Origin of the sequence: Acinetobacter sp. Tol 5, assembly GCF_019702905.1 — a bacterium.
In the GTDB taxonomy this organism is placed as follows: domain Bacteria; phylum Pseudomonadota; class Gammaproteobacteria; order Pseudomonadales; family Moraxellaceae; genus Acinetobacter; species Acinetobacter bereziniae.
On record NZ_AP024708.1, the window covers coordinates 2,652,272 to 2,678,004 of the forward strand.

Genomic DNA, 25,733 nt, shown 5'->3' on the forward strand with positions numbered 1-25,733 from the left:
GAAATTTGAACAACACTTATAAGTGATATTTTGCTCCCCAAATGATGTTATAAACATCAATATATGGAGTATTTTATGGCACGTAGACCAAGAAGAAATCATTCAAATGATTTTAAAGCTAAGGTAGCACTTGCTGCGATTAAAGCAGAAAAAACACTTGCTGAATTGAGTGCTGAATTTGATGTTCATCAAAACCAAATTATCGACTGGAAAAATCAACTGATTTCAGCTTCCTCGCAAGCTTTCGATCAATCAAAAGCTCCAACAGAACCACCCATCGATCTAAAAAAACTACATGCAAAAATCGGTGAGCAGGCATTAGAAATTGATTTTTTAGAAGGTGTGTTGAAGAAACTGGGCCGCTTCAACCACAAAAGTTAATCGATGACTCACTTCAGATTTCAGTATCTAAGCAAGCTCAGCTGCTGAAAGTCTCCCGTGGTTGTTATTACTATCGCCCAAAACCTGTGAGTGCATCAGATCTGAAGCTGATGCGGTGTATGGATGAGTTACATATGCAATACCCTTTTGCAGGTAGCCGTATGATGCGTGATTTGTTGAATCGTCAAGGACATCATATAGGACGACGTCATACACGTACTTTAATGAAGAAAATGGGCATTAATGCGTTATATTGCAAACCAAATTTAAGCCAGGCTAATCAAGCTCACCGCAAATATCCATATCTGCTCAAAGGATTGGCTATTCAGCGCAGTAATCAAGTGTGGTCTACGGATATAACGTATATCCCTATGGCAAAAGGCTTTGTTTATTTATGTGCTGTGATTGATTGGCATAGCCGCAAGGTACTTGCGCATAGAGTATCGATTAGTATGGAGGTTACATTTTGCATAGAAACATTAAATGAAGCTATTGAAAAATATGGTCGACCTGAAATATTTAATACAGACCAAGGCAGTCAGTTTACCAGTGATGCATTTATTGATGTATTGAAATCAAATGACATCCAAATCAGCATGGATGGTAAAGGTCGATGGGTTGATAATGTGATGGTTGAACGATTATGGCGGAGCGTTAAATATGAAGAGGTGTATCTCAAAGCCTACAGCAATGTTTTGGATGCGAAGAAGCAATTAAACGCATATTTTGAATTTTATAATTTGAAACGACCTCATTCGAGTCTGGACAAAATGACTCCAGATGAGTTTTACTATGACCAGCTACCACAACAAAATAAGGTAGCTTAACTAGAGCAGAGTATCACTTATAAATAAGCTTTTAGTTGTTCAAACATGTGGGACCACCTCTAATCACTTCAACCAATTGGTTGTCATTGTTATATTTATATTGGGTGGTCTGCCCTAATGGGTTAATGTCTTTGCTGATATTGCCATCTGCATCATATTCTTTCTTCCAGATATTGCCTTCAGGATCTTTGGTTTCGGTCAGGTTGCCTGCTTCATCATAGGCAAACAGGATGATGCCACCATTCGGCTGTACTATTTTTACCAATTGATCTTGGTCATTGTACACTTGTTCGGTTTCAAGCCCTGTAAAGTCAATTTGTCGGGTAATGCGTTTTTGACGATCACGGGAAATCCACTTTTCTCGACCATCGGCTAAACGGGTACGGTAGGTAAAACCATCTAAGTCGAAATAGTAATGGGTTGGTACATCATAGGCATCATAGACCGCAACTTGGCGTAGGCGTGGATGCCATTCTAAGCGGGTTTTAAAGCTGCCATCATCTGCCCACTCTGCAATCGCTTTGGCTTTGGGCGAGGTCGATTCATAACGGATGTTTTGTCCACGCCCTGTACGATCGGTATAACGGGTCAATTGATGGGCTTGGTTATATTCATAACTGCGCGTATGCCCATTTTGATCCGTGGCTTTAATCAAGTTGCCCTGTGTATCGTATTCATAGCGTGCTAAGGGTTCCGCTTGTTCATCGACAAATGCAGCAATGATTTTGGCTTGTTCGTTAAAAGCAAATTTAAGTAAATGTTTGGCACGTTTCAATTGGAAATCGATGCCCTGCAAGTAGGCAAATTGTTCGTATAATAAATAGGTCAGTACGACTTTTTCATCGGTCTGTTCATTGAATTGTTGGACCAGATGGTAATGTTTTCCAGCATTAAAACTATGAAAATGGAAGTTCCAGTCTGAACCAAAGTTGAGTAATAAATCTCCCTGTTCATAGGGTGCGACACTAAAACCTTCAAAGGGAACTTGATAGCGTTCATCGACAATCGAGGCTGGTAGTTGGTGTTTGCGCCCATTGCTGTCGATAAATAAGTAGCCCTGTGCGTTGTGTATGATCACATTGGAGAATGGCATCATCCATCGTGCACCGATCATACTGTAGTCAAACTCATTCATCTGTGAGTTATATTGTCGGCTAAAGGCAAAACCCAGTTTAGGTAAATAGAAGTCTGCGTGATTGACCCGTTCAGCACCAATCGCATAGCTGATACTGTGCTCTGTTTTGGAGCTTTGATCTTCAATCAATGTTGCACAAATCGGATCATTTAACGCATCAGGCTGTAAGGTCACAAACTCTAAAATATCACCATTGATATGCTGTTCATGTTCGCCTGTTTGGTTGAGGGGGACGCTGGCTGTGGCTTTTTTTCCCTGTGTTTGAATGGCGTTTAGGGTTTCTTGAATCAGCCAAGCTAGGCTATATCGTGTACCCGCATTGCTTTGTTGTTGGATCGCTGTAGCAAGTAATGGGGCGGCTTTTTGAACTTCCGTTTGCAAAGTTAAATGAGGCGCTGAAATCTTTGCAGTCATGTCTGCTTGTGCGGGTGCGCCCAACAAATCAATCAATGGCTGCGCCCAATTGCTAAATTGTAGGTTGGGGTCTCGCTTTTCAGCTGTTGCACCTGCTGAAGCGATGCTTGGCAATCCACCTGCCACACTGGTGGTAAAGGCTTGCAAGATTGAAGACCCCAGTGTTGTTGCACTGGACAGTAAGCCTGTGAGTTTGGCTTGTGTTTCTTGTAGGAATTTTTCTAAATCACCTGCCATCTGTGCATTTAAGTGCAACTGCATACGGCGTAAGTCAGCTTCTTTGATTTTGCCATTGGCTGGATATAAACACTCAGCCATTAACCCCAACATTGGACGTAATGCCATACGCACATGAGCTTCGGTGTTCGGTTGTAAAAATAAACCGATTAAGTTCATGCTCAACAATGCTGCTTGTTGTACACCGGCATCAGCTTGTTTGGGTTCTGCGGCAAATAGAATCAGATCTAAAACACTACCAGACAATGCAAAAATATTGGCTACTGTCGGGACATTGGCACTGGCTTTAATTTGTTCGAGACTGGTATTTCCGCATGCTTGTAGATATTTCTGAATTTGATGCGCAATAAATTTATGGTCTTCTGTATGCGTCACACTGGCTAAGTTAAATACTGCCAATTCAACTGCTGGCTTTGTATTGTTTGTGCGAGATGTTTCTGTTGTATTGGACCCTGCGGTCTGGTTTTTACTGTCTATAAATGCCATGGGCTTAACCTTAATATAATAAATTGTAATTTTGTGGGTGTTCTACATCTTTGATACTTAAAATTTTATGATCAACAAGTAAATAAAACAGACTATCTCAGCTGAGTTGCACGAATAAAAATTAAAAAACTTTCTAATTCATTATAGTGATGCAGCAGGTAAGAATAAAAAATTAATATTCACTTGCGTTCAATTAAAAATTCTTAAATAAGAATAAATTTTGTTAGTTCATAAGATATGCTTATGCTAAGACATCATATCACCATATTTTTATTATTTACATGATTTTAAACATTAAAAAACCACTTAGGATAAATACACCTAAGCGGTTGTTTTATATGGTGGGCCCGCCCAGACTTGAACTGGGGACCAACGGATTATGAGTCCGTTAACATAAAGATTAAAAATCAAAAAGATATAACTATTAAATTAATAATATCATATACTTATTTAACTTACAAAGTTTACTATTCACTCTTTTTGTTGATTAATATATATTGATTTTGCTTACTACTTGCTTACCAGACGCTTACTAGAATGAAACTAACAAAACCCACAATTGATAAAATTGATTGCTCAAACCAAACTAAACCAACTTTCTTTTGGGATGAGAAAACACCTGGATTTGGTGTTAAAGTTACACCTAAAAATAATAAAAGCTACATTTTCCAAGGTCGTATTGGTCTTCAAAACCGTCGTATCAAAATTGGTGACGTTGATATATGGAAATTAGATGATGCTCGTAAGTATGCACAAGAATTAGCGATTATGTGTCACAAAGGGATTGACCCATTGATCGAGCGTAAGAAAGCTTTAGCTGATAATAAAGAACTGCTAAAACAAGAGAAACGCAAGACGATTAAATTTAAAGATGTATGGTTGGAATATTTAAAAGCAAGACAATCTGATTGGCGACCAAGAAGTTATCAGGACCATATCGAATTATCTAGAGGTGGTTACGATTCTGAAAAAAATAGTGTTTATACCAGTCAACCCATTTTTCAACTGTTTGAGTACAAACTTTCTGAATTAACTGCAGATGTATTTTGCGATTGGCTTGATCACAATGACTTCCGTCCAACAACATCAGCTAAAGCATACAGACTTACACGAGCTTTCCTGAATTGGTGTGAGGAACACGAGGATTATGAAAACTTAGTGCCTCCAAAATCATACAACTCAAAAAAAGTTAAAGATAAAGTCCCTTCCCCAAAAGCCAAGAATGATTGTTTGATGAAACAGCATCTAAAACCATGGTTTGAAGAGGTAAATAAGTTAACTAGTAGAAAAATAGCGATTTTTTTGATATGTAGTTTAATCACTGGTTGCAGAAAAAATGAGCTGCTTTCATTAAAATGGACAGATGTCGATTTTCGTTGGAAAACAGCAAAAGTCAGAGATAAAATTGAAGATGAAGGTCGCCTAATCCCTCTAACTGCATATGTTGAAAGCTTATTATTAGAACTAAAGAAAAATTCTGATTCTAAATTCATATTTAGCAGTAAGGGCGCTGAGTGTGGCCATATTGTTAATCCTTACGATAGCTTAGAGAAAATATGTAAAAAACTAAATATTGTACTTACGCCCCATGGATTGAGAAGATCATATAGAACATTAGCTATTTGGGCTCATATCAATGAAGGATCTTTAGCACAGATATCAGGTCATAAACCAAGTGCATTAGTTGAAAGACACTATATCGTACGACCTATGGATATGCTACGAGAAACGCTACAAGAATATGAGGATTGGATTTTACAACAAGTACAAAATGGCATTAATCGAAATCCCCCCTGAAAATGTGAAACCCATTATTACACAAGTAAATTTCAACCACTTCTTCTGCAAAAGATCGCAACCGTGTCGTAGCACTTCCAGGATCTGTATAAATCACAGCTTCCGCAAGTGCCCCTAAGTCAGATAAAAGTGGAAATTTTTCTCTTAATAACTCAAATTTTTCAGATTGCATAACTACCCTTGTTAATTAGCCATTTTATCTAAATAAAAGGTGTCTACAAAATTAGTGGCTATTCAGATAACAACAGCTCAGTGAACCAGTCAAAGTTTAGATCTATCTATTTCCATCATCATTACACTTTAAAACGTAAATGCCATCGTCCACCCTTCTTCCAATCACCAGATGCCTGTAAATAAAACGCTTTATCTTGGTGAGCATTACTCACCAATTTGTAATTCACCCCACATTCCAAATTGGTACATTCAGCAATAAACGTTTGGTTTGATGGTCGAGGTTTAAAATCTGCCTGAGATAAGCAAATTGGACAGTGCGTAATATGAAGGTAATCATCATGCTGCTTTTTGATCGCTTGATAAATATGCTCAGTGTTGGATGAGATACATACTGACTCTAAAGCACTTAATTGTTGAGGACTAAGGGCATTAACCAATTGTATTTGCTCATCCTCATTCACAATATAAGTATGTAAACTAAGTTCATTTTTGACCGGTTGAGGAATTCTGCCAAGTTGTAATACTTTTGAATAGGATTGCAATATCGGTTTATAGATCCACTCCAATACAATAACAATAAATTTTTCAATGGCCTCAAAATTGAATGGATTCACCCAAACGAATCTATCGGATTGATTAGATGCTTCTTCTGTACCTAATGCAAAAATGACAAGATTTGGATGATGTTCTAATTCTTCTAAACTATGTTCATCAATCTCATTCGCTATTGGGACAATGTTTAAAACATCTCGTTGCGAACTTATTTTCCAAATTTTAAGATCGATCTCTAAGTATAATCTAAAAATTAAACTTCCTCTTCGTAATGTATAGCTAGAACTTTGATATTCTAGTTTATGAATCTGGAAACCTAAGTCAGAAAATGCTTTAAGAATAATGAGTAAACTATACTCTTCAACATAATCATGCTGAAATTTCCAAAAGCTTTCTATTTTTTCCTTAAAACTTGGTGTTTTATTTTTTTGTTCGTACAGCGTTGACCACAAACGATTTAAATGTCGATAGTGTTGATCATAATTCAATATATTGGTTTTATGGAGTTGATCCGCTACTTTACGATGTGGTGGTGGAATCTGTACATACAAACCTGAGGATTGAAGGATCTTTATCGTTGACAATAGTTGCTGATTATAAAGAATCGTTTCATCGAGTTGAGACAAAATACTTTCCGTTTCATCTGCAGTCAGATTTTCTGCCCAAATCTCACATAGCTGATTACGTAGTTTATAGTAGGTATCTGAAGAATCCCCTAAATTTAAAGCTGCTTGTAAATTAGCTTGCTGTTGTAATAAATCATTTAAACGTGATGCAACATAGAATCTTAATTTATCCAATAACTGCGCAAACACCTTATTTTCATAGATCAGCAGCTCATCATCACTCACTTTGGCCAACACTTTTTTCGGCCGAATCCCTACCAGACTACGTTGTTGCCAAGTCTCTGAATGCCCTGCCAAATAACGATGTGCATTATTTGAAATTTTTTTCGCACGGCTAACATCGACAAGTTCTTCGTCATAACGCATATCCATACGAGGATTGTAAGCAATATGATGCAAATGACCTTTTTCGATCACATCTTGAAGCATTTTCTCTAAAGGCTTTGGTTTTGTTTCAGCATTAAAAACACTGTTTGGTACAAGTGGGTTTGGTAAACTTTGGAAAGATGCTTCAAGACAGCAGGCTTTAACAAGTTCACTAATATATTTGATCGATTCAGTAATAGTCAGTGTTATATCAGGTATATACGTATGTAGTGTTTTACTTGAATTCAGTCGAATTGTACCGCCATCAGCAAACAAAAAACTGAATTTTGGTATCATTACAGATTGAATTTGCTCATCTTGCTCTAGAACATATCGTTCTGGAACTATTGCATCAAGATGCAATAGTTCCTCTGCTTGTAAAGATTGTTGCGTAAGTCGATCTATAAGTTTCATAGATTACCTTTTAAACGCTCAACATCTTGATTCAGTAACTCTAAGCTCATCACAGGCTGTTCACCAGTAAAACCTAGATCAGACCAAACGTCTTGTAAACACGAAATAATGTCTTCAATTTTCTCCGCTCGAGTATCATATCGACCTGTAACCTTACCTTTGCGGAACAGTTTAGTCGCAAAGAGATGATCAAGTGCTTCTGATATTGAGCCACCCATCTCGATATATACAGGAATAAAGCTATATGCTTGACGTTCTAAACGATTCCCCCAACTTACACTGACCGCTTTTAAAGCTTCTTCAAGCAAACTATTTTGCAATTGTACAAAGATGTTTTTCACCACAGCTTTATGCTTGTTTTGGGCCTGTTCAAAGCTCTGCATCAATGATGTAAACGAGTACTGTTCAGTATTGGCATTTGTAATATCAATTTCTTCTTCACTACGTTTAACTTCCATGACATGAGCACGATCGTAGGTTTTGTCTGCAAACTCTTTTGTCGTTTCATCATGATTGGCTGTACCAATAAACCAGACATTTTGTGGAATTTTAATGGCGCGTTTATTAACAAATAGTTCTGGTGCTTTTTCATTGGCACTATCTAATAAATTAATTTCTGCACGATCTGGCGTTTCCATTAACGATAGGAAATCTGCAAAATATTGTTCAGGTTGAGATAAATTCATTTCATCTAACAGAATAATCTGTAGTGTATCTTTAAATTTTGGCTGTTGAGCACGGTATAATGCTTGTAACGCCTCCTTGGTATAAAAACGTTTTTCAAATGCATTAAAGTGACCTAATAAATCTTCACGGTCACGCCATCCTGCCTGTACTCGAACAATCTCGCAGTATAATTTTTCCTGATCTTCACCGATAGCATTGTTAATCGCTTTCGCAAATGCTCGTGCTAAGCTGGTTTTACCTGTACCAGAAATACCTTGTAGTAGATGGAGCTTACTCATCGCTAAACCAGCAATGAATAAACGAATATCTTTTAGACTGTAATAAAATTTTTGTTTAGCAATATTCGACTGCATGATTGAAACAAATCGTTGAAGCTCTGGTACAACTTGCAGTCCTCTCGCGTCACTTCTAAAGATTTGATCCATTTCACTAAGGCTTTTAAATGGCAATTCACCTTGCTGTTTTTCGACTAAATCATCAATCTGTGTTCGTAACTGATTAATACTCGTATCCAGAACTCGCTTATGCTCTTCTAAAACTCGTTTTTCTTGTTGTAAATAATGTTTGGCCATTACACTCAGACGTGAATTATTCAGTTCACTTTCCAATTTATTATTTTTTTGACGCAAATCGAAAACTTGTGATTCTAGATCATCACATAATTCTTCAAGGCGTTCATTTTCTTCTTCCAAGCCTTCTTCAGATCGCTCGCTTAATTTGATTCTTAATTCACGGTTTTTTTCACGCAAAGTCGTCAATTCTTCTTGAATTTCAAGTACTCCTAATCCTTCAAGTTGTCTTTCCAAGTCTGCATATTGTTGTAATTTTGCGGTTAAGGCATCAATTTCATCTAAAGCTTGATTATGGCTATGTTCCAAACTTTCATGAGATGATTTTAATTTGGTGATCTGCACACTAAATTCGCGTTGAATACTATTTTTCATCGCTTCAATAGTTGCATCATATTGATTTTTATCATTTTGCAGTTTTTGTTGCGCTTGTTCGATTTCAACCTGTTTAACAACAAGCTGATGCTGTACTCGCCCTAATTCTTGCTTTTGTTGCTCTCTATCTTGAATCCATTCATTTTCTAAGGCTTCAATTTCACTTTGTTGTTGCTCAAGTATTTCCTGTCTCTGATTCACAAAACCAGCAAGTGCTGCGGCCTCTTTCAGGCGGAGATTTTCTTCACGTTCAAGCAATATTTTTTCTTTTTCTGCTATGCGTTGTGCATTAACTGATAATTTATCTAATGCCTCCGCTTGGAGCCGATCTAATTCCTCTCTCTTTTCTTCTAAAGCTTTTTGTTTTTCAATCGCAAAACCTAATTCAGCATTTGCTTTCAGTTCCCCTAACTCCACCAACTGCTCTTGTAATTTCAATTGTGCGGATTTTAGATTCGATCTTTCTAAAGCAACTTTTTTATTCTCTTCTATCAATTCAGCTTTTTTGAAATTGATTTCTTGCTCTGAAATTTTAAGTTCTTGCTCTTGTTTTTGTAGACGAATTTCTTGTGACATTAATCGCTCATCTTCATCAGCAAGTAATTTTACTTTTTCATCGTAATCGATTTTAGTTTTGTGTGTTTCATCTAAAGCAGCTTCTAATTTTTGCAAAGCACCCTGCACCTCATGACGTAAAACTTCATCACGTAACAAGGCATCCTCTTTTTCTTTATCAACAATTACACCTGTAATTTGCTGAAATAAAGGTGAAATAGTAACTTTTTCTTTCGTCTCAACTTGACTCGATGGTATGCCATTACTTTGAAAACGATTTGCTTTTTTTGATGCTTTTGCCATTTAAATATTACGCCTCAATTGCTGTATAAAATGAAATCCAATCTAAAGTAAATTCAGATAGATTTAATGCTGTTGTTATATCTACTTCTTCGCCTGAATCATGACTGCCTTGATTACGCAACTCACATATTTCTATGAGCCGTTGTAGATCTTGCTGATATTGAGTTCGAAGTGTTAATGGATGCTGTTGATGTTCTACGACACACAATAAACTTGAAACAATGAGCGGTTTTAAAGACACATTAACGTGAGGGAATTTCCCAGCAGAATATCCGTTTGCACTAAAGACATGTGATGAGTTAACGGTTTTTATTTTTTCCAAGAGATCTTCAGAAAAATATTCACCCACTTGTAACCTTAAAACTGTATTCAGTTGATCACGGTTTAACTGTTTAGGCGTTGTATTTGCATGTTTATGTTTCCAATTACATAACATATGTTTAAAGCATGCTTCTAATGCTTTTTGACATTGGTTCAAGAGATCATCAATATCGTAATAATTACCCTTTTCTTCCAAATTTTTCTTTCGCGTGAGTAGCCTATTTAAATGCTGTGACAGATTTTCAATACGTTCAGAAAATGGGAAATCTATAGAGAGTTCAAAAGAGATTTCTTCTAACAAGCGAGTTTCAAACTCCTCAATTGTCTCTTCACTATCGATATCCTGTTTTAAATATTTTTTAATTTTTTTAGCAAAACCCTGATGTTTAGTTGCTAAATCGAAATGCAAGCTTTGTATCCATTCATCATATTTAGATACATGACATGGATCTTGAAGCTTGCAAACATGCGAGGAATCTAAACTTTCATCTAAATGCGATAATATGAAAAATGCTTCAGGTTTTTGAGGATAAAACTCGAAGTTTTTAAGATTCTGTCCATCTAAATATTTACCTTTAGGATCATCATCACGTATTAAAGTTCCCCGCAAAGCCATATTATGATTTTTAATCGTTTGATTAATTTTATAAGGTGTCGGTGCTTGGGGTTCCTTGTTTTCTCTAGGCTCAACTAAAAAAACATTAATGGATTTACCTGAATCTCGGCTTCCTTGGATGTAAGTCTTAGAATTAATCTCTTGTACATCGATCAATGCAAGATCATTTGGAATTAGACGATGCCATAATTCTCCTGTAATAGCATCTTGTACTAAATAATATACTTGCAAATCTTCAGTACGCTCAATTTCATCATCTAATGTCTGCACACCCTTAGGAGTAAGCGTAATTTTTTTATCTTTTAGATCCATCTGAATTAAGCCACGAGGTTCCAATTCTGTATCTATAATTAGGTTAACAAGTTCTAGGTCTACACCAATCCAATGTGCTAGCTCTTGACGATCATGCCGACCAATATGCAAAAATTCTAAAAGAGTCTTTTGAAAGACATTAATATCTGTTGTTTTGCTGGCAACAGGTGCCCAAATTCTCCAAATCCATATTGGCAAAAAAACCATATTTTTTTCAGTATTACCTTTTGGCAAAGCATCATAATAAGATAAAAATTGGTTAGAAAATTTTGCCATGCTGACCTCTACATAATTTTAAAAGTGCAGGTAATGCAGGCACTGCTTCCTGAGTTGCAGAATGTTCAACGAGTTCCTTATCCCCTGTAACAATCAATAATGAACGTTGACGACTAAGTGCAACGTTCAAACGGTTATCTACTCGCAGAAATCCATATGCACGTGTCAGTGTTTCATCTTTTTCTCGATCATCTAAACCATCGACATTAAAATTTTTTGGTAAAGTACGCACCAATGAAACAAAAACAACATCAAACTCTTTACCTTGGAAGGCATCGACTGTTCCAATCCGTAAACGTTCGTCTCCAATATTTTTACCAGTCGAAATAATTCGATAGTTTTCAGCTATATTATTACCAACAGTTAATCCAACTTTAGAATTCTCCATCGCTTTAAAGATAGACTGAATTTGCCCACTATAAAAACTAATTACACCGACACTTAATTCAGGTTTTTCATCCAAAATTCTTTTTGCTTCGTGAGCGATCCATTCTGCTTCACTCAGACGATGCCAACTAGTGCCTAGGCGTTGTTGCTTTTGATCCTGAATACATTTGAAGCCACAAACGAGATTTTCATAACCACTAATTGCATGGACAAAATCTGTCTCTGGTCTGCCAGACTTAATCGGCGGTAATTTATGATTTTCGTAAAAATTTTTACTAATAAAATCGCCTAGAATAGGATGCATACGGAATTGGGTGTCTAGCATAATTACCCGCTGAGGCTGTTGTCTTTCTTCTTCTAAACGTTGCATATTTTCAACTAAACGCTGAAACAAACTCTGCTCTAGCATTTCACTTTGTACCGTTTTCCAATCCTCTTGTTGTGATAATTCTTTTTCAATTTTATCATCTAACATATGTGGTAATTGGCGATGGTCCCCTACCAAGATTAATCGACGTTTAGCCATTGCCATCGGAATCATTAAGTCTAAAGGTGTTGCTCTTGCTGCTTCATCAACAATCACGTTTTCAAAAACGATCTTGTTATCCAACAGTTTTAAATCTTGCATTGCATTACCAGCTGCTTGCTGACAGGTTGCCGCAAGAACAGCAGTGTAGTGAGCAATCGTTTCCTTAATATCACCTGTGGACGTCATTAAGCGATAACGGTATTTATCTAAAATCATTAAATGTGCCAATGTCTTAGATTTTTTGGCTTTATCATTAATATCGTTGAGTATGCTGTCTAATTTTAGACAGATATCTTCATCTAATAAACGCTGTAAATGCTTTGGCCTAAAATCAGGTAAACACCGATCTATTAGTTTATTTTTTAATACGGTTAATGCTGTAAAATCAATTTCTTCATTACTATTTAAATCTAAACGGATAAAATGCTCTAAAACTTTTTGTTCCTCAGCCAATAATATTGTTTGATTTTCATTTTGCTGTTGCAAAATTTGTAGAGATGCCAATACTAAACGACAACGCTTGATTCCATCATCGATAAAACTTGAGATTTTTGTTCTTAACGAATAAATGAGTGGATAAAGCTCCATCATTTTTGTTGCAACAGATATCGACTGTTTGGGTTGTTTAAATTCTTCCCACCATTGTTTTAAATCATGAGAGAGATAAATTTTGTATTTTTCAGATAGCTGATCCAAAATTATTTGTATTTCTACAATACTTTTTTGCTTCTGATCTTTATAACCAAAACGCAGTTTAAGAAGATGTTCTTCTAAAGCATGATATAAAGTGATGAAGTCATTGCTTAGAATTAACTCATTTATATCTTTTTGGATGGGTGTCGCCCATTTCTCAATTGTATCCACACCTGTAGGATCATCGTCATCATTTCTAATTTTCCCACCGACTCGTAAACCAGCAATACCCATCACATTACTGCGATCTACCACATTATCAACAGCATCATGCTGATAACTTGTAAGTAAAATGCTACGTTGAATTGATTCGTGAGATAACTCACTAATACGTTGCTGTAATGCAGTAATGACTTGGGTTTTACCAGTACCTGGTGGACCAATAATAATTGTCAAATCTGAACTGTTTAATGCTAATTCTATGGCTTCTTGTTGTTTAGTAGTCGGACGCCCGCCTTTGAAAAGTGATTTGGTTTTAGCACTTTTCCATCTCTCTTTTCGTAGCGATCTAGTAGGTGTTTCAACTTCTATACCTTGCAAGAGAGCGTGCAAACTTGGCATAGGATTACGACGACTACTAATTAAATCCAACGCTGCTTGTTGTCGCTTACGTTGAATTTCTACCGCAAAGATAGACAAGTATAAAAAGCCTCGCTTATTATCTTGATCTAACGGAGGACGTCGATCCCTTTTTTCTGAAAATTTCAGCAAAATACGGTTATTTTGTGGATCAATCTGAATAATTTCTCCACGCCAAGAGTTTTTTTCAATATCTAAACCAGTTGCTTGGACCTCTAACTGATTATCTAACCAATCAGCAATATTCAAACTTAATTGTACTTGCTCATCTTTTTTTCGATCTAATCGATCCCATTTTTTTTCAAAATCTATTAATTTTTCACGATCATCAATATAAATATACCAATAACCTGATTTATTGCCAGCTTCATAAGCATAATATTTCAAGTAGTTGATTTGATTAGCCCGATGAACTGCATCTTCCCATTGAGCATTACTATATTGCTTCCAAACCTCAATATAGTCACCATGTTGAGCGGTATGTTCTTTTAAAGCAAATTCATGGGCAAAATTATCCATTCTCTTTGCGATTGAACGGTCTTTGAATTGCAAATTACCCTGTAATGCAACTAAACGATAATTACCTCTCGGGCGTTTTTTACTAATTTTGTCTACTTGCCAATAACCATGGATTTCATTAATTTCTAATTGATAATTTTGACCGATCAATAAAATTTTACGCTCATTTTGATTCGTATAAAAAATCGAGAAAACCATAGATTTGGAATTATCAAGATCCACTACAAACTCTTCTTTAAACCAATCTATAGCAAGCTGAATATCATTCAGTGCAATTTTTCCATCATCTGCGAGTACATGAGTAATCGCTTCATCGACAGCAATATCTAGATCTAAAAAAGTATGTGCATCTGGAATAAAACCTGATAAATATAGCGTCCAGTTGTGTTTTTTGGAAAAAAACCACACTCCGCTTTGTTTAATTAATTCTTTTGCCGATGATGCCGTAATAGAATTGGTGGAGTTCAACTCTATAGGATAAATGTGATTTTCAAATTCTAAATAACACTGTTCATCTTCTAAAAACAACTGAACTTGATAGTTTTCAGGAATATCTAATTTTTCCAAACACTCAGCTTGAATCACTTGTAGCTGAGCAAGCTTAAACTCATGTAATTTCATAATACTACCAAGTGAATCGCCAAAAGAAAGAATGCATTTTTTCACTATTCATTTGTAAAGCAGAATGTGTAATGAAAAGATCTTTATTACCTTTTTGATGATTTTTTAATGTCTGCACCTTAAGCAAAGTATAAGATTTTGATCCATCTGCATTTTGTAAGATAACGTGATCATCTGGTTCAGGCATAATTTTTAAACCTTCTTCAGTTAGAACAACCCTAAACCAAGGTTTAAGCAGTTCATTGTCAAAATAACTATGAGGCTCATGGTAAATAGCTTTCTCTTGACCTAAACTTAAAAACACTTGCTCAGAAGTCGTAAACCAAGGTTGTTCCGCCATTAACGGATCCTGATCATAGCCCCAATATCTTAAGTGTATATATTCAGTTTTTCCGTGTGGGATATTACAAAATGGACAAGTTAGACGCTGATTGACGATAAAGCTACTGCGACAATCTTCTTGCTGACATGTTAGAAGTAAAGATAAAGTTCTGTTTAATTCATAATGCCACTCAACCATAGTTGGGCGTTCATGTATTTTCTCCGCTAAACGACTTGATCCAAAGCAACGTTGAAATAATTTAAATAGGCGTTTATTCAACATTTCAAATACTGGAAAACCTTGTACAGCTATTTCATTGGAATCATCATCAACATCAAAAACCCAAGGAAAGTCGCCTCTTGCAGCTCTTTCTTCTGCAATATCTGGATCTTCATCCATAACAGCAATACCATGATTAAATGGATGCGTAAGAGGTGGATCAGGAAATTTGAACAACACTTATAAGTGATATTTTGCTCCCCAAATGATGTTATAAACATCAATATATGGAGTATTTTATGGCACGTAGACCAAGAAGAAATCATTCAAATGATTTTAAAGCTAAGGTAGCACTTGCTGCGATTAAAGCAGAAAAAACACTTGCTGAATTGAGTGCTGAATTTGATGTTCATCAAAACCAAATTATCGACTGGAAAAATCAACTGATTTCAGCTTCCTCGCAAGCTTTCGATCAATCAAAAGCTCCAACAGAACCACCCATCGATCTAAAAAAACTACATGCAAAAATCGGTGAGCAGGCATTAGAAATTGATTTTTTAGAAGGTGTGTTGAAGAAACTGGGCCGCTTCAACCACAAAAGTTAATCGATGACTCACTTCAGATTTCAGTATCTAAGCAAGCTCAGCTGCTGAAAGTCTCCCGTGGTTGTTATTACTATCGCCCAAAACCTGTGAGTGCATCAGATCTGAAGCTGATGCGGTGTATGGATGAGTTACATATGCAATACCCTTTTGCAGGTAGCCGTATGATGCGTGATTTGTTGAATCGTCAAGGACATCATATAGGACGACGTCATACACGTACTTTAATGAAGAAAATGGGCATTAATGCGTTATATTGCAAACCAAATTTAAGCCAGGCTAATCAAGCTCACCGCAAATATCCATATCTGCTCAAAGGATTGGCTATTCAGCGCAGTAATCAAGTGTGGTCTACGGATATAACGTATATCCCTATGGCAAAAGGCTTTGTTTATTTATGTGCTGTGATTGATTGGCATAGCCGCAAGGTACTTGCGCATAGAGTATCGATTAGTATGGAGGTTACATTTTGCATAGAAACATTAAATGAAGCTATTGAAAAATATGGTCGACCTGAAATATTTAATACAGACCAAGGCAGTCAGTTTACCAGTGATGCATTTATTGATGTATTGAAATCAAATGACATCCAAATCAGCATGGATGGTAAAGGTCGATGGGTTGATAATGTGATGGTTGAACGATTATGGCGGAGCGTTAAATATGAAGAGGTGTATCTCAAAGCCTACAGCAATGTTTTGGATGCGAAGAAGCAATTAAACGCATATTTTGAATTTTATAATTTGAAACGACCTCATTCGAGTCTGGACAAAATGACTCCAGATGAGTTTTACTATGACCAGCTACCACAACAAAATAAGGTAGCTTAACTAGAGCAGAGTATCACTTATAAATAAGCTTTTAGTTGTTCAAACATGTGGGACCACCTCTGTATGTGTTAATAACTGCAAGGCGATAACAGCAAATGACCAAGCATCTGTTTGTGTATTTGTGCCTGTTTCATTACGAATGAGTTCAGGTGCTGCATAACCTTTAGTAAAAAAATGATGTTGATCACTCTGCTCAGCATAATGAATATTGTCAGCATCAATTAACCAGACTTGATGATGTTCAATTGAAGTTGATACAAAAATATTATTTGGTGATAAATCACCAAATGCTAAGCCTGTACCATGCAATTTCGCCAAGGTTTCCGCTAGCTCTTTTAAAATTAATAAACGACGTGCAAAACCGCCTGTATCTCTATACTTAATGATATCAAGCTGACCATCTAAGCTGTATATACGTTCTATTTGTGCGGAAAGAGGTTCTAGACCATCCATAAGCTCCATGACGTAACCCGCACGACTCTTTAAAGTTAACAAACTTAATGGCAAAGCTATTTTTAAATCTCGTAGTGGTAGACGCATCACATGTTTAAACTGTTTACATACCTCTTTTAATTGAACTTCTGGCATTACATTTGTAATTTTTACTACTAAATTCGCTTGATCTGTTTTTAAAACAGTGCCTTGACCACCTTCTCCAATTTTTTCTATTAGTGTATATGTACCTCCATGGAGGTCTTTCACGATTAATTTTTGCTTTTCATTCGTCATCTTTATTTTTTCCAAAAAACTATTCCAATACTTTTATCATCACTGTGTTGAGGTGTAGGCCAATCGTTTAACTCATGTTCTATATACTTTTTTATTCGTCTTACACTTTGCAAGGTCGCTTTTTGAATTAACATTGAAGTAAATAATTGCTCATTCAATAAATCATCACTGATTCCGTCTGTGAGTAACAGAATGCCGTGTTTCTTATTAGTTAAATGAATTTTTTTATAAGCCCAATCATCCCATTTCTTTGAATAACCCAAAGCATTGGTCTGATTGCTAAATAAATCATCGGATTTCAAACTCACTTGACCAAAACTTTCTGTTTGATAATAGATAGCACCATCCCCCAACTGAAATAGTCTTACCTCACCCTCTCCATTCCCCCATGCAAAGAGACAAGTTGTCGCTGCATCCGCTGGAAAGATATTCTTTTCCTTCAAAAGTCTTAACCAATGTAAATATATGTTCTTCGCAACTTCTTTTTCATCTAAAGAAAAATCCAACTGCTTTAAAACATCACATACTGACTGACAGGCAAGAGCTGATCCAATGTGAGACAATGGTTTAGATCCCATTCCATCACACACAGCAATACACCAGTTTTTCTTCCAAAACCGGTGTATCACAGCATCTTGATTAGATTTTTTTTCACGTAAATTGCGTGGACCAATCACAGAAACTGAACAAAGTGATAGATACACGATTAAAAATCACTTAGGTCCAATTCATCATCTGGAAGTTTCGAAAAATCTACCGTTGGAAGTTGATTAGGTGTATTACTCTGTGAACGACTACTCACGCTCATACTTACCGCTCTAAAGAAGCGATGTATTTCTTTCGCATTGTGTGCTTCAAATACTTCCGATGCTTCCAAATCATTTACAAATGCTTTTAACATATTTTTATCAGCACCCGTGCCTATCGCCATTGCCATACGCGATGCTTTTTGTGCTCTATCAGAATTTTTCAACTTATCAAAAGAGGCTTCCCAATTGTCTGTAGGAATACCATCAGAAATAAGAACAATTGTTGGTTTGTATGCACGACTAGGAATGATTTCTTTATTCTCAATCATCTCCACAGCCAACTCAAACGCCCCTCCCATAGGGGTCCCACCTGAAGCAACTAAATCATTGGTTTGATTAATTTTCCATGCAGGAGTCAAAGGAACATGCACTTCAGCTTTTGAACCACCAAAAGTAATAATAGATACATGGATTTCGGCATTTAAACGACTTTCTTGAGATAATGTACTCAGAAAATCTTTTAAAGCGGCATTAAGTGCTCCAATGTTATTATTTTCTAACATACTACCGCTGACATCAGCCAAAATAATGACTGGTAAAGGTCGTGCTGTTGCCACTGCAAATTGCTGCATTGCCATTTTAATTTCCCCCCTCTCAATTATTTAAAATTAGCTTCACACAAAGCTATTTATCATTTATTTTTTAATATTACGATATTTATCACAAAAAACATATATTTACATATATTTTTTAATCTAAACACCCTAATCTGCCCAATTATATAAACAATATTCTTCAGTGGCTTGAGCCAGCCTCCTTATCCCCTCATCAATTTTATCTGCACTGATTGACCCAAACCCTAAACGAATGAAATGTTTGTGTTTGTTATCATCTAAAAAGAAAGACTGCCCTGATTCAATGAATACCCCTAAATTTGCTGCATAATGAGACAAAACTGCAGTATCAATTTCTGCTGAGGTATCAATCCAACATGCTGAACCGCCATTCAAAGCATAAGGTTTCCATGTTGGAAGATATTGTTTTAATGCCTTATTGAGTATTTCACCCCGTTGTCGGTGTAATTGGTGCTGACGGCGTAACATGCTATGGTAATAGCCTTGATCGATAAACAAAGCAAAGACACGTTGATTGAACACATTTGGATGTCGTAACATCAGACGGCGTAAATGTCGAAGTTCTTGTATTAATTCAGGTGCGGCAACGATATATCCCAGACGTAACCCAGGTGCCAATGGCTTAGATAGACTTCCAAGATAAATGACTCGTCCATGTCGATCTAAACTTTTTAGCGCGGGGATCGTCGTATTTTGCACTAACACTTGAGCATCATATTCATCTTCAATAATAATGCTGTCGTTTTGTTCTGCTAACTGCAATAAATTTTGTCGGCGTTGTGGAGACATGGTTACTCCTGTTGGACATTGTCGCCCTGGTGTAACAAATAAATAATCACACTCATTTGCCCGAGTTAAAGTCACCCCATCATGATCAACGGCTAAAGGCACAATATGCTGTGTCTGTAGCAAAAATATATTACGTGCATCTGGATAACTAGGTTCTTCGACACCAATCACATGATTCTGCCGCATTAATAACGTCGCCAACATATATAATCCATGCTGACTCCCTACGGTTAACAAGATTTCGTTCTCTTGAGCCATGATGCCTCGCGTGGGCAAAATATGCTGACGGATTGCATTTATGAGATAAGCGTCGTCCCTCTGTTGAGTAATATCTTGTGACCATATTGAGGCATCTTTTGCAGATAAGGCACGTAATGCACATTCCCTCCAAGCTGAAGCAGGAAAGCTTTCCGCATCTGGCTGACCATAAATAAAAGGATAGGAATAATTCATCCAATCACTTGGTTTAGTTAAGTGCCTTTGTGCTGAAGGTCGTATACAAAAGCGAGCACCCCAGGTCGTCGCTTTTGATGTAGTCCGAATGGTTTTACCCTCACTACTATCAATCTGGAAATTTAAACAGACAAAATGTCCACTCCGCTGTTTAGATTCCAAAATTCGCTCAGCAACCAATTGTTGATACGCAATGGTGACCGTATTTCTACCGACACCCAGTTGTTCAGCTAAATCTCGGCTAGAAGGTACCGCCATACCTGGTTTTAAATAACCTTGTACTAAAGCAGAAAACATCATACGGCAGATTCTGCCTTGTAAATTCAAACCACTCTGTGCCGTATTAGAAAATAATGCCTGCCAAACTGTAGCTGAAATTGCTGAACTCACTAATTAATCCTTATATCTATGCATTGCTGCGATCCATTTTGATGCTTGCCTACTCAAACTGGTGCAAAGCTCATGGTTTCAGTCCATCTTTAAGCTAAAACTGGACTTACTTGATATAAAGCAAAAGGCATTCCACTACTATCAATTTAAACTATTTATTTAAAAACAACAGCTTAATAATATTAATTACTGGCTCCATCAAAACTCTAAATCTGGTACTACGCCATATTTCAGTATTTCCGTACATTCATTTCATCAGTTTATAAAACCTAATTTTGGAGCAATACAAATGCAGCAAGCACAATTAATCCAACTTCTTACCGATTTTTCAACAGCTTGGAATCAACATGATATTGAACAACTCATGGCATGCATGCATCCAGAATGTCGTTTTGAAACTGTGGCTGGAGATGATGTTTTTGGAACCAGAATTGAGGGCTTAGATGCAGTTCGTCAAGCATTTAGTAATACCTTTCAAAGTTTTCCAGATGCTCAGTGGCGTAACGGTAAACACTGGATCAGTGATAACGCTGAATTTGGTATTTCAGAAACAACCTTTACTGCGACAACTACTGATGGTGGCTGGATTGAAGCCAATATGGTTGATGTCTTTACATTTAAAGATGGAAAAATTCTCGTCAAAAATGCATTCCGTAAAAATAGACCTGTTCAAGCAATCGCGTAAGGAGTCATTCAATGAATCAATCTGTTCAACATGCAAGTTCATTTCGCGAACACTTAGAACTGCATAAATCTATACCGCCACATAGTTTTAAAAGTTACAACGCACAGTTTGACCCATTAACCTCTCCTGTCCTACAGGGAAATGAAAATTATGCGCCAACTTATTGGGTCGGCACAGCAGGTACGCCACCCGAAGATGATGGGCCATTAATGGGTGACACCGTAGCGGACATTGTCATTATTGGTGGAGGCTTCACTGGGCTATCGACAGCATTAACACTGGCTGAACAATTTGGTGCCGCACCTCTTGTGCTTGAAGCAAACCGTACAGCGTGGGGCTGTACTAGCCGTAACGGTGGGCAAGGTCAAAATGCCTCAGGTCGTCTGTACCGATCCCAATGGATTGAAAAATGGGGATTAGACACCGCCAAACGTCTTGATGCTGAAATTCGGGAAGGTTTTGATTACTTCAAAGACCTTGTGAGCGGCATTGAATGTGATGCTCAAAATGGTGGACATCTTTATATTGCTCATCGCGCAAAAAAAATGGCTTTCCTCGAAAATGAAGGCCGAGTCATGAAAGAAGTGTTTGGCTATCAAACTCGTATGTTGAGCCGTGAACAACTACATGAGGAATATGTTGCGGATCAGGAAGCTGCAGGTGCTTTGTTGGAACCCGATGGAGTTGGCGTACACCCATTAAAATTAGCTTTTGGCTATTTAAAACGTGCCCGTGCTGCTGGTGCCAAAGTACACACTTCAAGTCCGGTACTTGGATGGGAAACGCACAATGGCATCCATTATTTACGTACCCCAAATGGTATTGTCAAAGCAAAACGTGTGGCGGTTGCAACAGGTGGTTATACCCCAAATGGCTTACACCCGCATCTTTCTGGAAAAATCATGCCGATTTTATCCAACTCTATTGTGACGCGCCCTTTAACAGAAGCGGAACGTGCTGAGGCGGGCTTACACAGCACCACATTTATTACCGATACTCGAACTTTACGTCACTATTATCGCCTACTCCCTGATGGATCCATGCAATGTGGCAGTAGAAGTTCCTTAACCGGTGCAGATGCAGATAATCCAGTCCATCTCGAACGGTTAAAAGAAGGGCTTTACCGCAAATTTCCAAGTCTACGTGGCATACCTATTGCTTATTCTTGGTGGGGTTGGGTCGATGTGAGTCATGACATGATGCCTCGTATCGTACAACCCAACCCTGAGGAAAGCATTTATTACGCTATTGGTTATGGTGGTAATGGTGTGTCTTTCTCCGCGATGGCAGGACTCCGTCTCGCGGAACGAGTGATGGGAATACACCGCCCTCAATTTGAGCTTCCGATTTATCAATCCCCTTTGCCTTCACATCTGTTTCGACCATTCCGTCGACTCGGGCAAGCATTGTTATATCGCTGGTACCACTTAAGAGATGAAGTGCTTTAAGCACACATTCAGTCATCTGTAATGATTCGGTTATAAAAATATAAGAGGGAATCCATCATGTATGATTCAGATTCAAATCAAAGTTTAAAAAGTGCTTTAAAACCTCGTCATGTCCAAATGATGGCACTTGGCGGTGTTATTGGAATGGGGCTATTTGTAGGTAGTTCAGTAGTGATTCAAGCTGCAGGTCCAGCCGCAATTTTGTCCTTTCTGATTACGGGTGTGTTGATTATTTTAGTGATGCGAATGCTTGGTGAACTTGCAACCGCCTCTCCTGTATCAGGCTCCTTCTATGCATATGCACGCCATGCTTTCCAAGATTCGCCTTATTTATCTAGACTCGCAGGCTTCATGACAGGATGGATGTATTGGTATTTCTGGGTTATCGTGATTGCATTAGAAGCGATTGTCGGTGCAAAACTATTTGCTTATTGGTTACCTGATACACCACAATGGATCGTCAGTCTGGTTTTACTCGCCCTATTAACAGCAACGAACTTATTCTCAGTCAAATCCTTTGGTGAATTCGAGTTTTGGTTCTCATCTATTAAAGTTGCTGCGATTGGTCTTTTCATTTTCCTTTGCACTTTATATATGTTCGGACTTTGGCCAAACCATCAAGCTGCTGGATTTGGTGAATTGTTAAATCATGGTGGTTTTATGCCAAATGGTTGGGGACCAGTTTTATCTGGGGCTGTTGCCGCAACTGGATTTTACTTTGGTGCTGAGATCGTTACGATTGCTGCTGCAGAAACCAAAGACCCTGAAAAATCTGTTGCCAAAGCAACTCAATCTGTAATTTCACGTGTACTTATTTTCTATGTTTGCTCAATTTTATTAGTGGTATGTATCGTCCCTTGGAATAGTCCAGAAATTGCGACGCCTTATGTAAGTGCATTAAAAGTTCTTAATATTCCGTTTGTTGCAGACATTATGAATGTCGTAATTCTCGTAGCGGTGCTTAGTTGCTTAAATTCTGGTGTTTATGCTGCGAGCCGTATGTTGTTTGCGTTAACCCAAAATGGTGATGCACCTCGTAGCTTAACTAAACTTTCAAAAAATGGCGTTCCAATTCGTGCCATCCTATTCAGCACATTGTTTGGTTATCTATCAATTCTAGCTTCATACTTCTCACCAGATGCTGTTTTCCCTTTCTTGGTCGAATCTTATGGAACTGTAGCCTTATTTGTCTATATCGTGATTGCATTCTCGCAAATCCGTTTGCGTCGCCACTTAGAGCGTGTAGCACCCGAACGTTTAAAAGTTCGTATGTGGTGTTTCCCATACCTCAGTTATTTTGCAATCATCGGCATGCTTTCCATCTTTGCTGCCATGGCTTTTATTCCTAGTCTTCAAAAAGCGTTCTGGTTCGGTATCGCAAGTGCAGGCATCCTGTTCAGTATCTTCATTATTCGTGATTACATAGAGCTGATTAGATTACGTCATCAAAGTACACAACTGAGTACGCTCATCCCTGCCAAAGAAACCAAAATTTAATCCTCAAACACAATGACCTGTACCAAGTACAGGTCATCCACGTCTTTAGGAAATTACATATGCTTTTAAAAGATAAACTTGCTGCCTTCGCAGTCGTGTTCATCTGGGGTATTAACTTTTATTTTATGAAAGTTGGGGTCAGTGAGATACACCCTATGCTCCTAGGATGTTTACGCTATCTACTGGTTTTATTACCTGCCCTATTTTTCATCCGTATTCCAAGTGTCGGGTGGAAATGGTTATTACTCTATGGCTTTATTAGTAACTTTTCTCAATTTGCTTTTATGTTCAGTGCAATTGCGACAGGAATGCCTACAGGTTTAGTCGCTTTAGTTGTGCAATCCCAAGCCTTTTTTACTGTCATGATTGCAGCATTTTTTTTACGCGAACAAGCCTTTTGGAACCAGTGGCTGGCTATCGCGATTGCCTTTATGGGCTTAATGCTGATTGCCTTTGGTCAACAACATAGTCATGTTCCATTAATGGGTTTGGTATTGGTATTATGCTCAGCAATTTCATGGGCCTGCGGTAATATCGTAGTCAAAAAAATGGGGCCTGTTCACCCAATTGGTTTAGTCGTATGGGGCAATGTTCTTACCCCTTTATGGTTTTTACTTTTAGCGGTACAGAATATTGGCTGGCAAGGTGTGGTTACGGATTGGCATGCACTGACTTGGAAAGGATTCGGCGCCGCCGCATTTCTCGCCTATTTCGCCACGATTATCGGATATGGCTTATGGATCTACCTACTGACACGTTATCCTGCTGCTAAAATTAGCCCATTGTCACTTTGGGTACCTGTTATAAGTATGATTTTTGCCTCTTTATTTTTAGATGAACAATTAAATACTTTGCAGTGGCTGGGTTCTTGTATTGTTATGCTGGGTTTGATGGTGCATTTATTAGGGAAAAAAATTCAATCATACATCACTTCACGTAAACTTGTCCGAACAACATAAAATAATTAAATAAGGGGCTTAGAAAGTTAAGCATATAAAAAAGTATGGTAACTTCCTTAGGCTTTATTGCATAAATATTTTGGAAGTTACTGATTGTTAATGTGTTTATTAAATTTCAATAAAAATAAACATAATAAAATTATAGTGTTAGGTATTTGTGCAAGAAAGCCATGTAGAGCATTAAATTGAAATGATGTCTATGAATCACACAACTAGAGGGATTTAAACCATATCAGGTTGTATTAGGGATTTGAAAATAATAGACTTCTTGCGTTAGTCAAATTTTAAGCAGCCAAAAGCTATATTTTATGAGGTTTTAGCCAATTCAAAAATTAGATAAAACTATACTTTCGCAGGAGGTCTAATATTCGCCATTATGTTAAAATAGCAATTTAATGATAACTATTCAACTTATAGTTCATTACAAATAATCTGATTAATCTCAATAAAATCAATCCATTCAATTTGATCTGATAGATAGGCTTTATAGTAATCTTCAATACGACAAACAATGGGTCTATTTTCATAGATGCTACATAAATTAGTTTGCTCATTCAAATAACGACATACTGAATCACCTCTATCTAAAAATTGCGTCTGAATACTTAGATTAACCTTGCGGCAACACTTGCCGCAAGCTTTACAAGGAAACTTTATCTCTTGCTGTTTACTCAT

General features: G+C 37.3%; 18 protein-coding genes and 1 pseudogene. 7 read left to right on the forward strand and 12 right to left on the reverse strand.

From position 1 onward, the window contains the following. Positions 1 to 63 precede the first annotated feature (63 nt). Positions 64 to 1,208 (forward strand): IS3 family transposase gene (locus TOL5_RS12460; RefSeq protein ID WP_085944219.1). Its coding sequence is split into 2 segments (ribosomal slippage): positions 64 to 328 and positions 328 to 1,208, totalling 1,146 coding nucleotides; the frame shifts between segments, so codons are not numbered across the junction. A gap of 52 nt (positions 1,209 to 1,260) precedes the next feature. Here the strand turns inward: TOL5_RS12460 and TOL5_RS12465 are convergent. Then, positions 1,261 to 3,480, reverse strand: a pseudogene (locus TOL5_RS12465) (DUF6531 domain-containing protein); the annotation flags it as partial. Positions 3,481 to 4,017: 537 nt separating this feature from the next. Between TOL5_RS12465 and TOL5_RS12470 the strand changes: the two are divergent. Continuing rightward, the gene (locus TOL5_RS12470; protein ID WP_221260356.1) at positions 4,018 to 5,277 is read left to right on the forward strand and encodes a tyrosine-type recombinase/integrase; all 1,260 of its coding nucleotides are present in this window, start codon (positions 4,018 to 4,020) and stop codon (positions 5,275 to 5,277) included. On the opposite strand, the gene TOL5_RS12475 is transcribed toward TOL5_RS12470, so the two are convergent. From TOL5_RS12475 to TOL5_RS12500, 6 genes are all read right to left on the reverse strand, one after another. Further along, positions 5,258 to 5,449 carry a hypothetical protein gene (locus TOL5_RS12475; RefSeq protein ID WP_221260357.1) on the reverse strand — a complete coding sequence of 64 codons (192 nt, stop codon included), beginning with the start codon at positions 5,447 to 5,449 and terminating at the stop codon, positions 5,258 to 5,260. The genes TOL5_RS12470 and TOL5_RS12475 overlap by 20 nt on opposite strands. 121 nt (positions 5,450 to 5,570) lie before the next feature. Continuing rightward, a complete protein-coding gene (locus TOL5_RS12480; protein ID WP_221260358.1) occupies positions 5,571 to 7,409 on the reverse strand; it encodes a hypothetical protein in 1,839 nt (612 codons plus the stop codon). Continuing rightward, positions 7,406 to 9,898 carry an AAA family ATPase gene (locus TOL5_RS12485; protein WP_221260359.1) on the reverse strand — a complete coding sequence of 831 codons (2,493 nt, stop codon included), beginning with the start codon at positions 9,896 to 9,898 and terminating at the stop codon, positions 7,406 to 7,408. Before TOL5_RS12485 ends, TOL5_RS12480 begins: the two co-directional genes overlap by 4 nt. A gap of 7 nt (positions 9,899 to 9,905) precedes the next feature. After that, complete coding sequence (locus tag TOL5_RS12490; RefSeq protein WP_221260360.1) at positions 9,906 to 11,423, reverse strand: hypothetical protein; 1,518 nt, start codon at positions 11,421 to 11,423, stop codon at positions 9,906 to 9,908. After that, positions 11,407 to 14,751 (reverse strand): DEAD/DEAH box helicase, encoded by a 3,345-nt coding sequence (locus TOL5_RS12495; protein ID WP_221260361.1) that lies wholly within the window; start codon positions 14,749 to 14,751, stop codon positions 11,407 to 11,409. Before TOL5_RS12495 ends, TOL5_RS12490 begins: the two co-directional genes overlap by 17 nt. Positions 14,752 to 14,755: 4 nt before the next feature. Further along, positions 14,756 to 15,532 carry a hypothetical protein gene (locus TOL5_RS12500; protein WP_221260362.1) on the reverse strand — a complete coding sequence of 259 codons (777 nt, stop codon included), beginning with the start codon at positions 15,530 to 15,532 and terminating at the stop codon, positions 14,756 to 14,758. 47 nt (positions 15,533 to 15,579) lie between these two features. Between TOL5_RS12500 and TOL5_RS12505 the strand changes: the two genes are divergently transcribed. After that, positions 15,580 to 16,724, forward strand: a protein-coding gene (locus tag TOL5_RS12505) for an IS3 family transposase (protein ID WP_085944219.1) whose coding sequence is annotated in 2 segments (ribosomal slippage) — positions 15,580 to 15,844 and positions 15,844 to 16,724 — 1,146 coding nt in all. Because the reading frame shifts where the segments join, the coding sequence is not laid out codon by codon here. A 39-nt stretch (positions 16,725 to 16,763) separates the two neighbouring features. Here TOL5_RS12505 and TOL5_RS12510 read toward each other — a convergent pair. From TOL5_RS12510 to TOL5_RS12525, 4 genes are all read right to left on the reverse strand, one after another. Beyond that, entirely contained in the window at positions 16,764 to 17,453 is a 690-nt protein-coding gene (locus TOL5_RS12510; protein ID WP_228740284.1) for a protein kinase domain-containing protein, read from the reverse strand. 2 nt (positions 17,454 to 17,455) lie between these two features. Continuing rightward, entirely contained in the window at positions 17,456 to 18,157 is a 702-nt protein-coding gene (locus TOL5_RS12515; RefSeq protein ID WP_228740285.1) for a PP2C family serine/threonine-protein phosphatase, read from the reverse strand. Positions 18,158 to 18,159: 2 nt separating this feature from the next. Further along, positions 18,160 to 18,840 (reverse strand): vWA domain-containing protein, encoded by a 681-nt coding sequence (locus tag TOL5_RS12520; RefSeq protein ID WP_151816882.1) that lies wholly within the window; start codon positions 18,838 to 18,840, stop codon positions 18,160 to 18,162. A gap of 126 nt (positions 18,841 to 18,966) precedes the next feature. Beyond that, positions 18,967 to 20,469 (reverse strand): PLP-dependent aminotransferase family protein, encoded by a 1,503-nt coding sequence (locus TOL5_RS12525; RefSeq protein WP_221260363.1) that lies wholly within the window; start codon positions 20,467 to 20,469, stop codon positions 18,967 to 18,969. Between the two features lie 289 nt (positions 20,470 to 20,758). Here TOL5_RS12525 and TOL5_RS12530 point away from each other — a divergent pair, with 289 nt between their 5' ends. The 4 genes from TOL5_RS12530 to TOL5_RS12545 are packed head-to-tail and all read left to right on the forward strand — an operon-like array spanning position 20,759 to position 25,058. Then, positions 20,759 to 21,154 (forward strand): nuclear transport factor 2 family protein, encoded by a 396-nt coding sequence (locus TOL5_RS12530; RefSeq protein WP_004638707.1) that lies wholly within the window; start codon positions 20,759 to 20,761, stop codon positions 21,152 to 21,154. Positions 21,155 to 21,165: 11 nt separating this feature from the next. Next, the gene (locus TOL5_RS12535; protein ID WP_221260364.1) at positions 21,166 to 22,602 is read left to right on the forward strand and encodes an NAD(P)/FAD-dependent oxidoreductase; all 1,437 of its coding nucleotides are present in this window, start codon (positions 21,166 to 21,168) and stop codon (positions 22,600 to 22,602) included. Positions 22,603 to 22,659: 57 nt separating this feature from the next. After that, positions 22,660 to 24,099, forward strand: a complete 1,440-nt coding sequence (locus TOL5_RS12540; RefSeq protein ID WP_221260365.1) for an amino acid permease — start codon at positions 22,660 to 22,662, stop codon at positions 24,097 to 24,099. 59 nt (positions 24,100 to 24,158) lie between these two features. Then, positions 24,159 to 25,058, forward strand: coding sequence for an EamA family transporter (locus TOL5_RS12545; protein ID WP_221260366.1), 900 nt, complete (start codon positions 24,159 to 24,161; stop codon positions 25,056 to 25,058). A 411-nt stretch (positions 25,059 to 25,469) separates the two neighbouring features. On the opposite strand, the gene TOL5_RS12550 is transcribed toward TOL5_RS12545, so the two are convergent. Next, a complete protein-coding gene (locus TOL5_RS12550; RefSeq protein WP_221260367.1) occupies positions 25,470 to 25,733 on the reverse strand; it encodes a YkgJ family cysteine cluster protein in 264 nt (87 codons plus the stop codon).

Excerpts from the sequence above, each read along its gene's own strand:
- TOL5_RS12490 (WP_221260360.1), bottom strand. The coding sequence starts at position 11,423 with ATGGCAAAATTTTCTAACCAATTTTTATCTTATTATGATGCTTTGCCA.
- TOL5_RS12520 (WP_151816882.1), bottom strand. The coding sequence starts at position 18,840 with ATGGCAATGCAGCAATTTGCAGTGGCAACAGCACGACCTTTACCAGTC.
- TOL5_RS12550 (WP_221260367.1), bottom strand. The coding sequence starts at position 25,733 with ATGAGTAAACAGCAAGAGATAAAGTTTCCTTGTAAAGCTTGCGGCAAG.
- TOL5_RS12475 (WP_221260357.1), bottom strand. The coding sequence starts at position 5,449 with ATGCAATCTGAAAAATTTGAGTTATTAAGAGAAAAATTTCCACTTTTA.
- TOL5_RS12545 (WP_221260366.1), top strand. The coding sequence starts at position 24,159 with ATGCTTTTAAAAGATAAACTTGCTGCCTTCGCAGTCGTGTTCATCTGG.
- TOL5_RS12495 (WP_221260361.1), bottom strand. The coding sequence starts at position 14,751 with ATGAAATTACATGAGTTTAAGCTTGCTCAGCTACAAGTGATTCAAGCT.
- TOL5_RS12540 (WP_221260365.1), top strand. The coding sequence starts at position 22,660 with ATGTATGATTCAGATTCAAATCAAAGTTTAAAAAGTGCTTTAAAACCT.
- TOL5_RS12485 (WP_221260359.1), bottom strand. The coding sequence starts at position 9,898 with ATGGCAAAAGCATCAAAAAAAGCAAATCGTTTTCAAAGTAATGGCATA.
- TOL5_RS12510 (WP_228740284.1), bottom strand. The coding sequence starts at position 17,453 with ATGACGAATGAAAAGCAAAAATTAATCGTGAAAGACCTCCATGGAGGT.
- TOL5_RS12535 (WP_221260364.1), top strand. The coding sequence starts at position 21,166 with ATGAATCAATCTGTTCAACATGCAAGTTCATTTCGCGAACACTTAGAA.
- TOL5_RS12480 (WP_221260358.1), bottom strand. The coding sequence starts at position 7,409 with ATGAAACTTATAGATCGACTTACGCAACAATCTTTACAAGCAGAGGAA.
- TOL5_RS12470 (WP_221260356.1), top strand. The coding sequence starts at position 4,018 with ATGAAACTAACAAAACCCACAATTGATAAAATTGATTGCTCAAACCAA.
- TOL5_RS12530 (WP_004638707.1), top strand. The coding sequence starts at position 20,759 with ATGCAGCAAGCACAATTAATCCAACTTCTTACCGATTTTTCAACAGCT.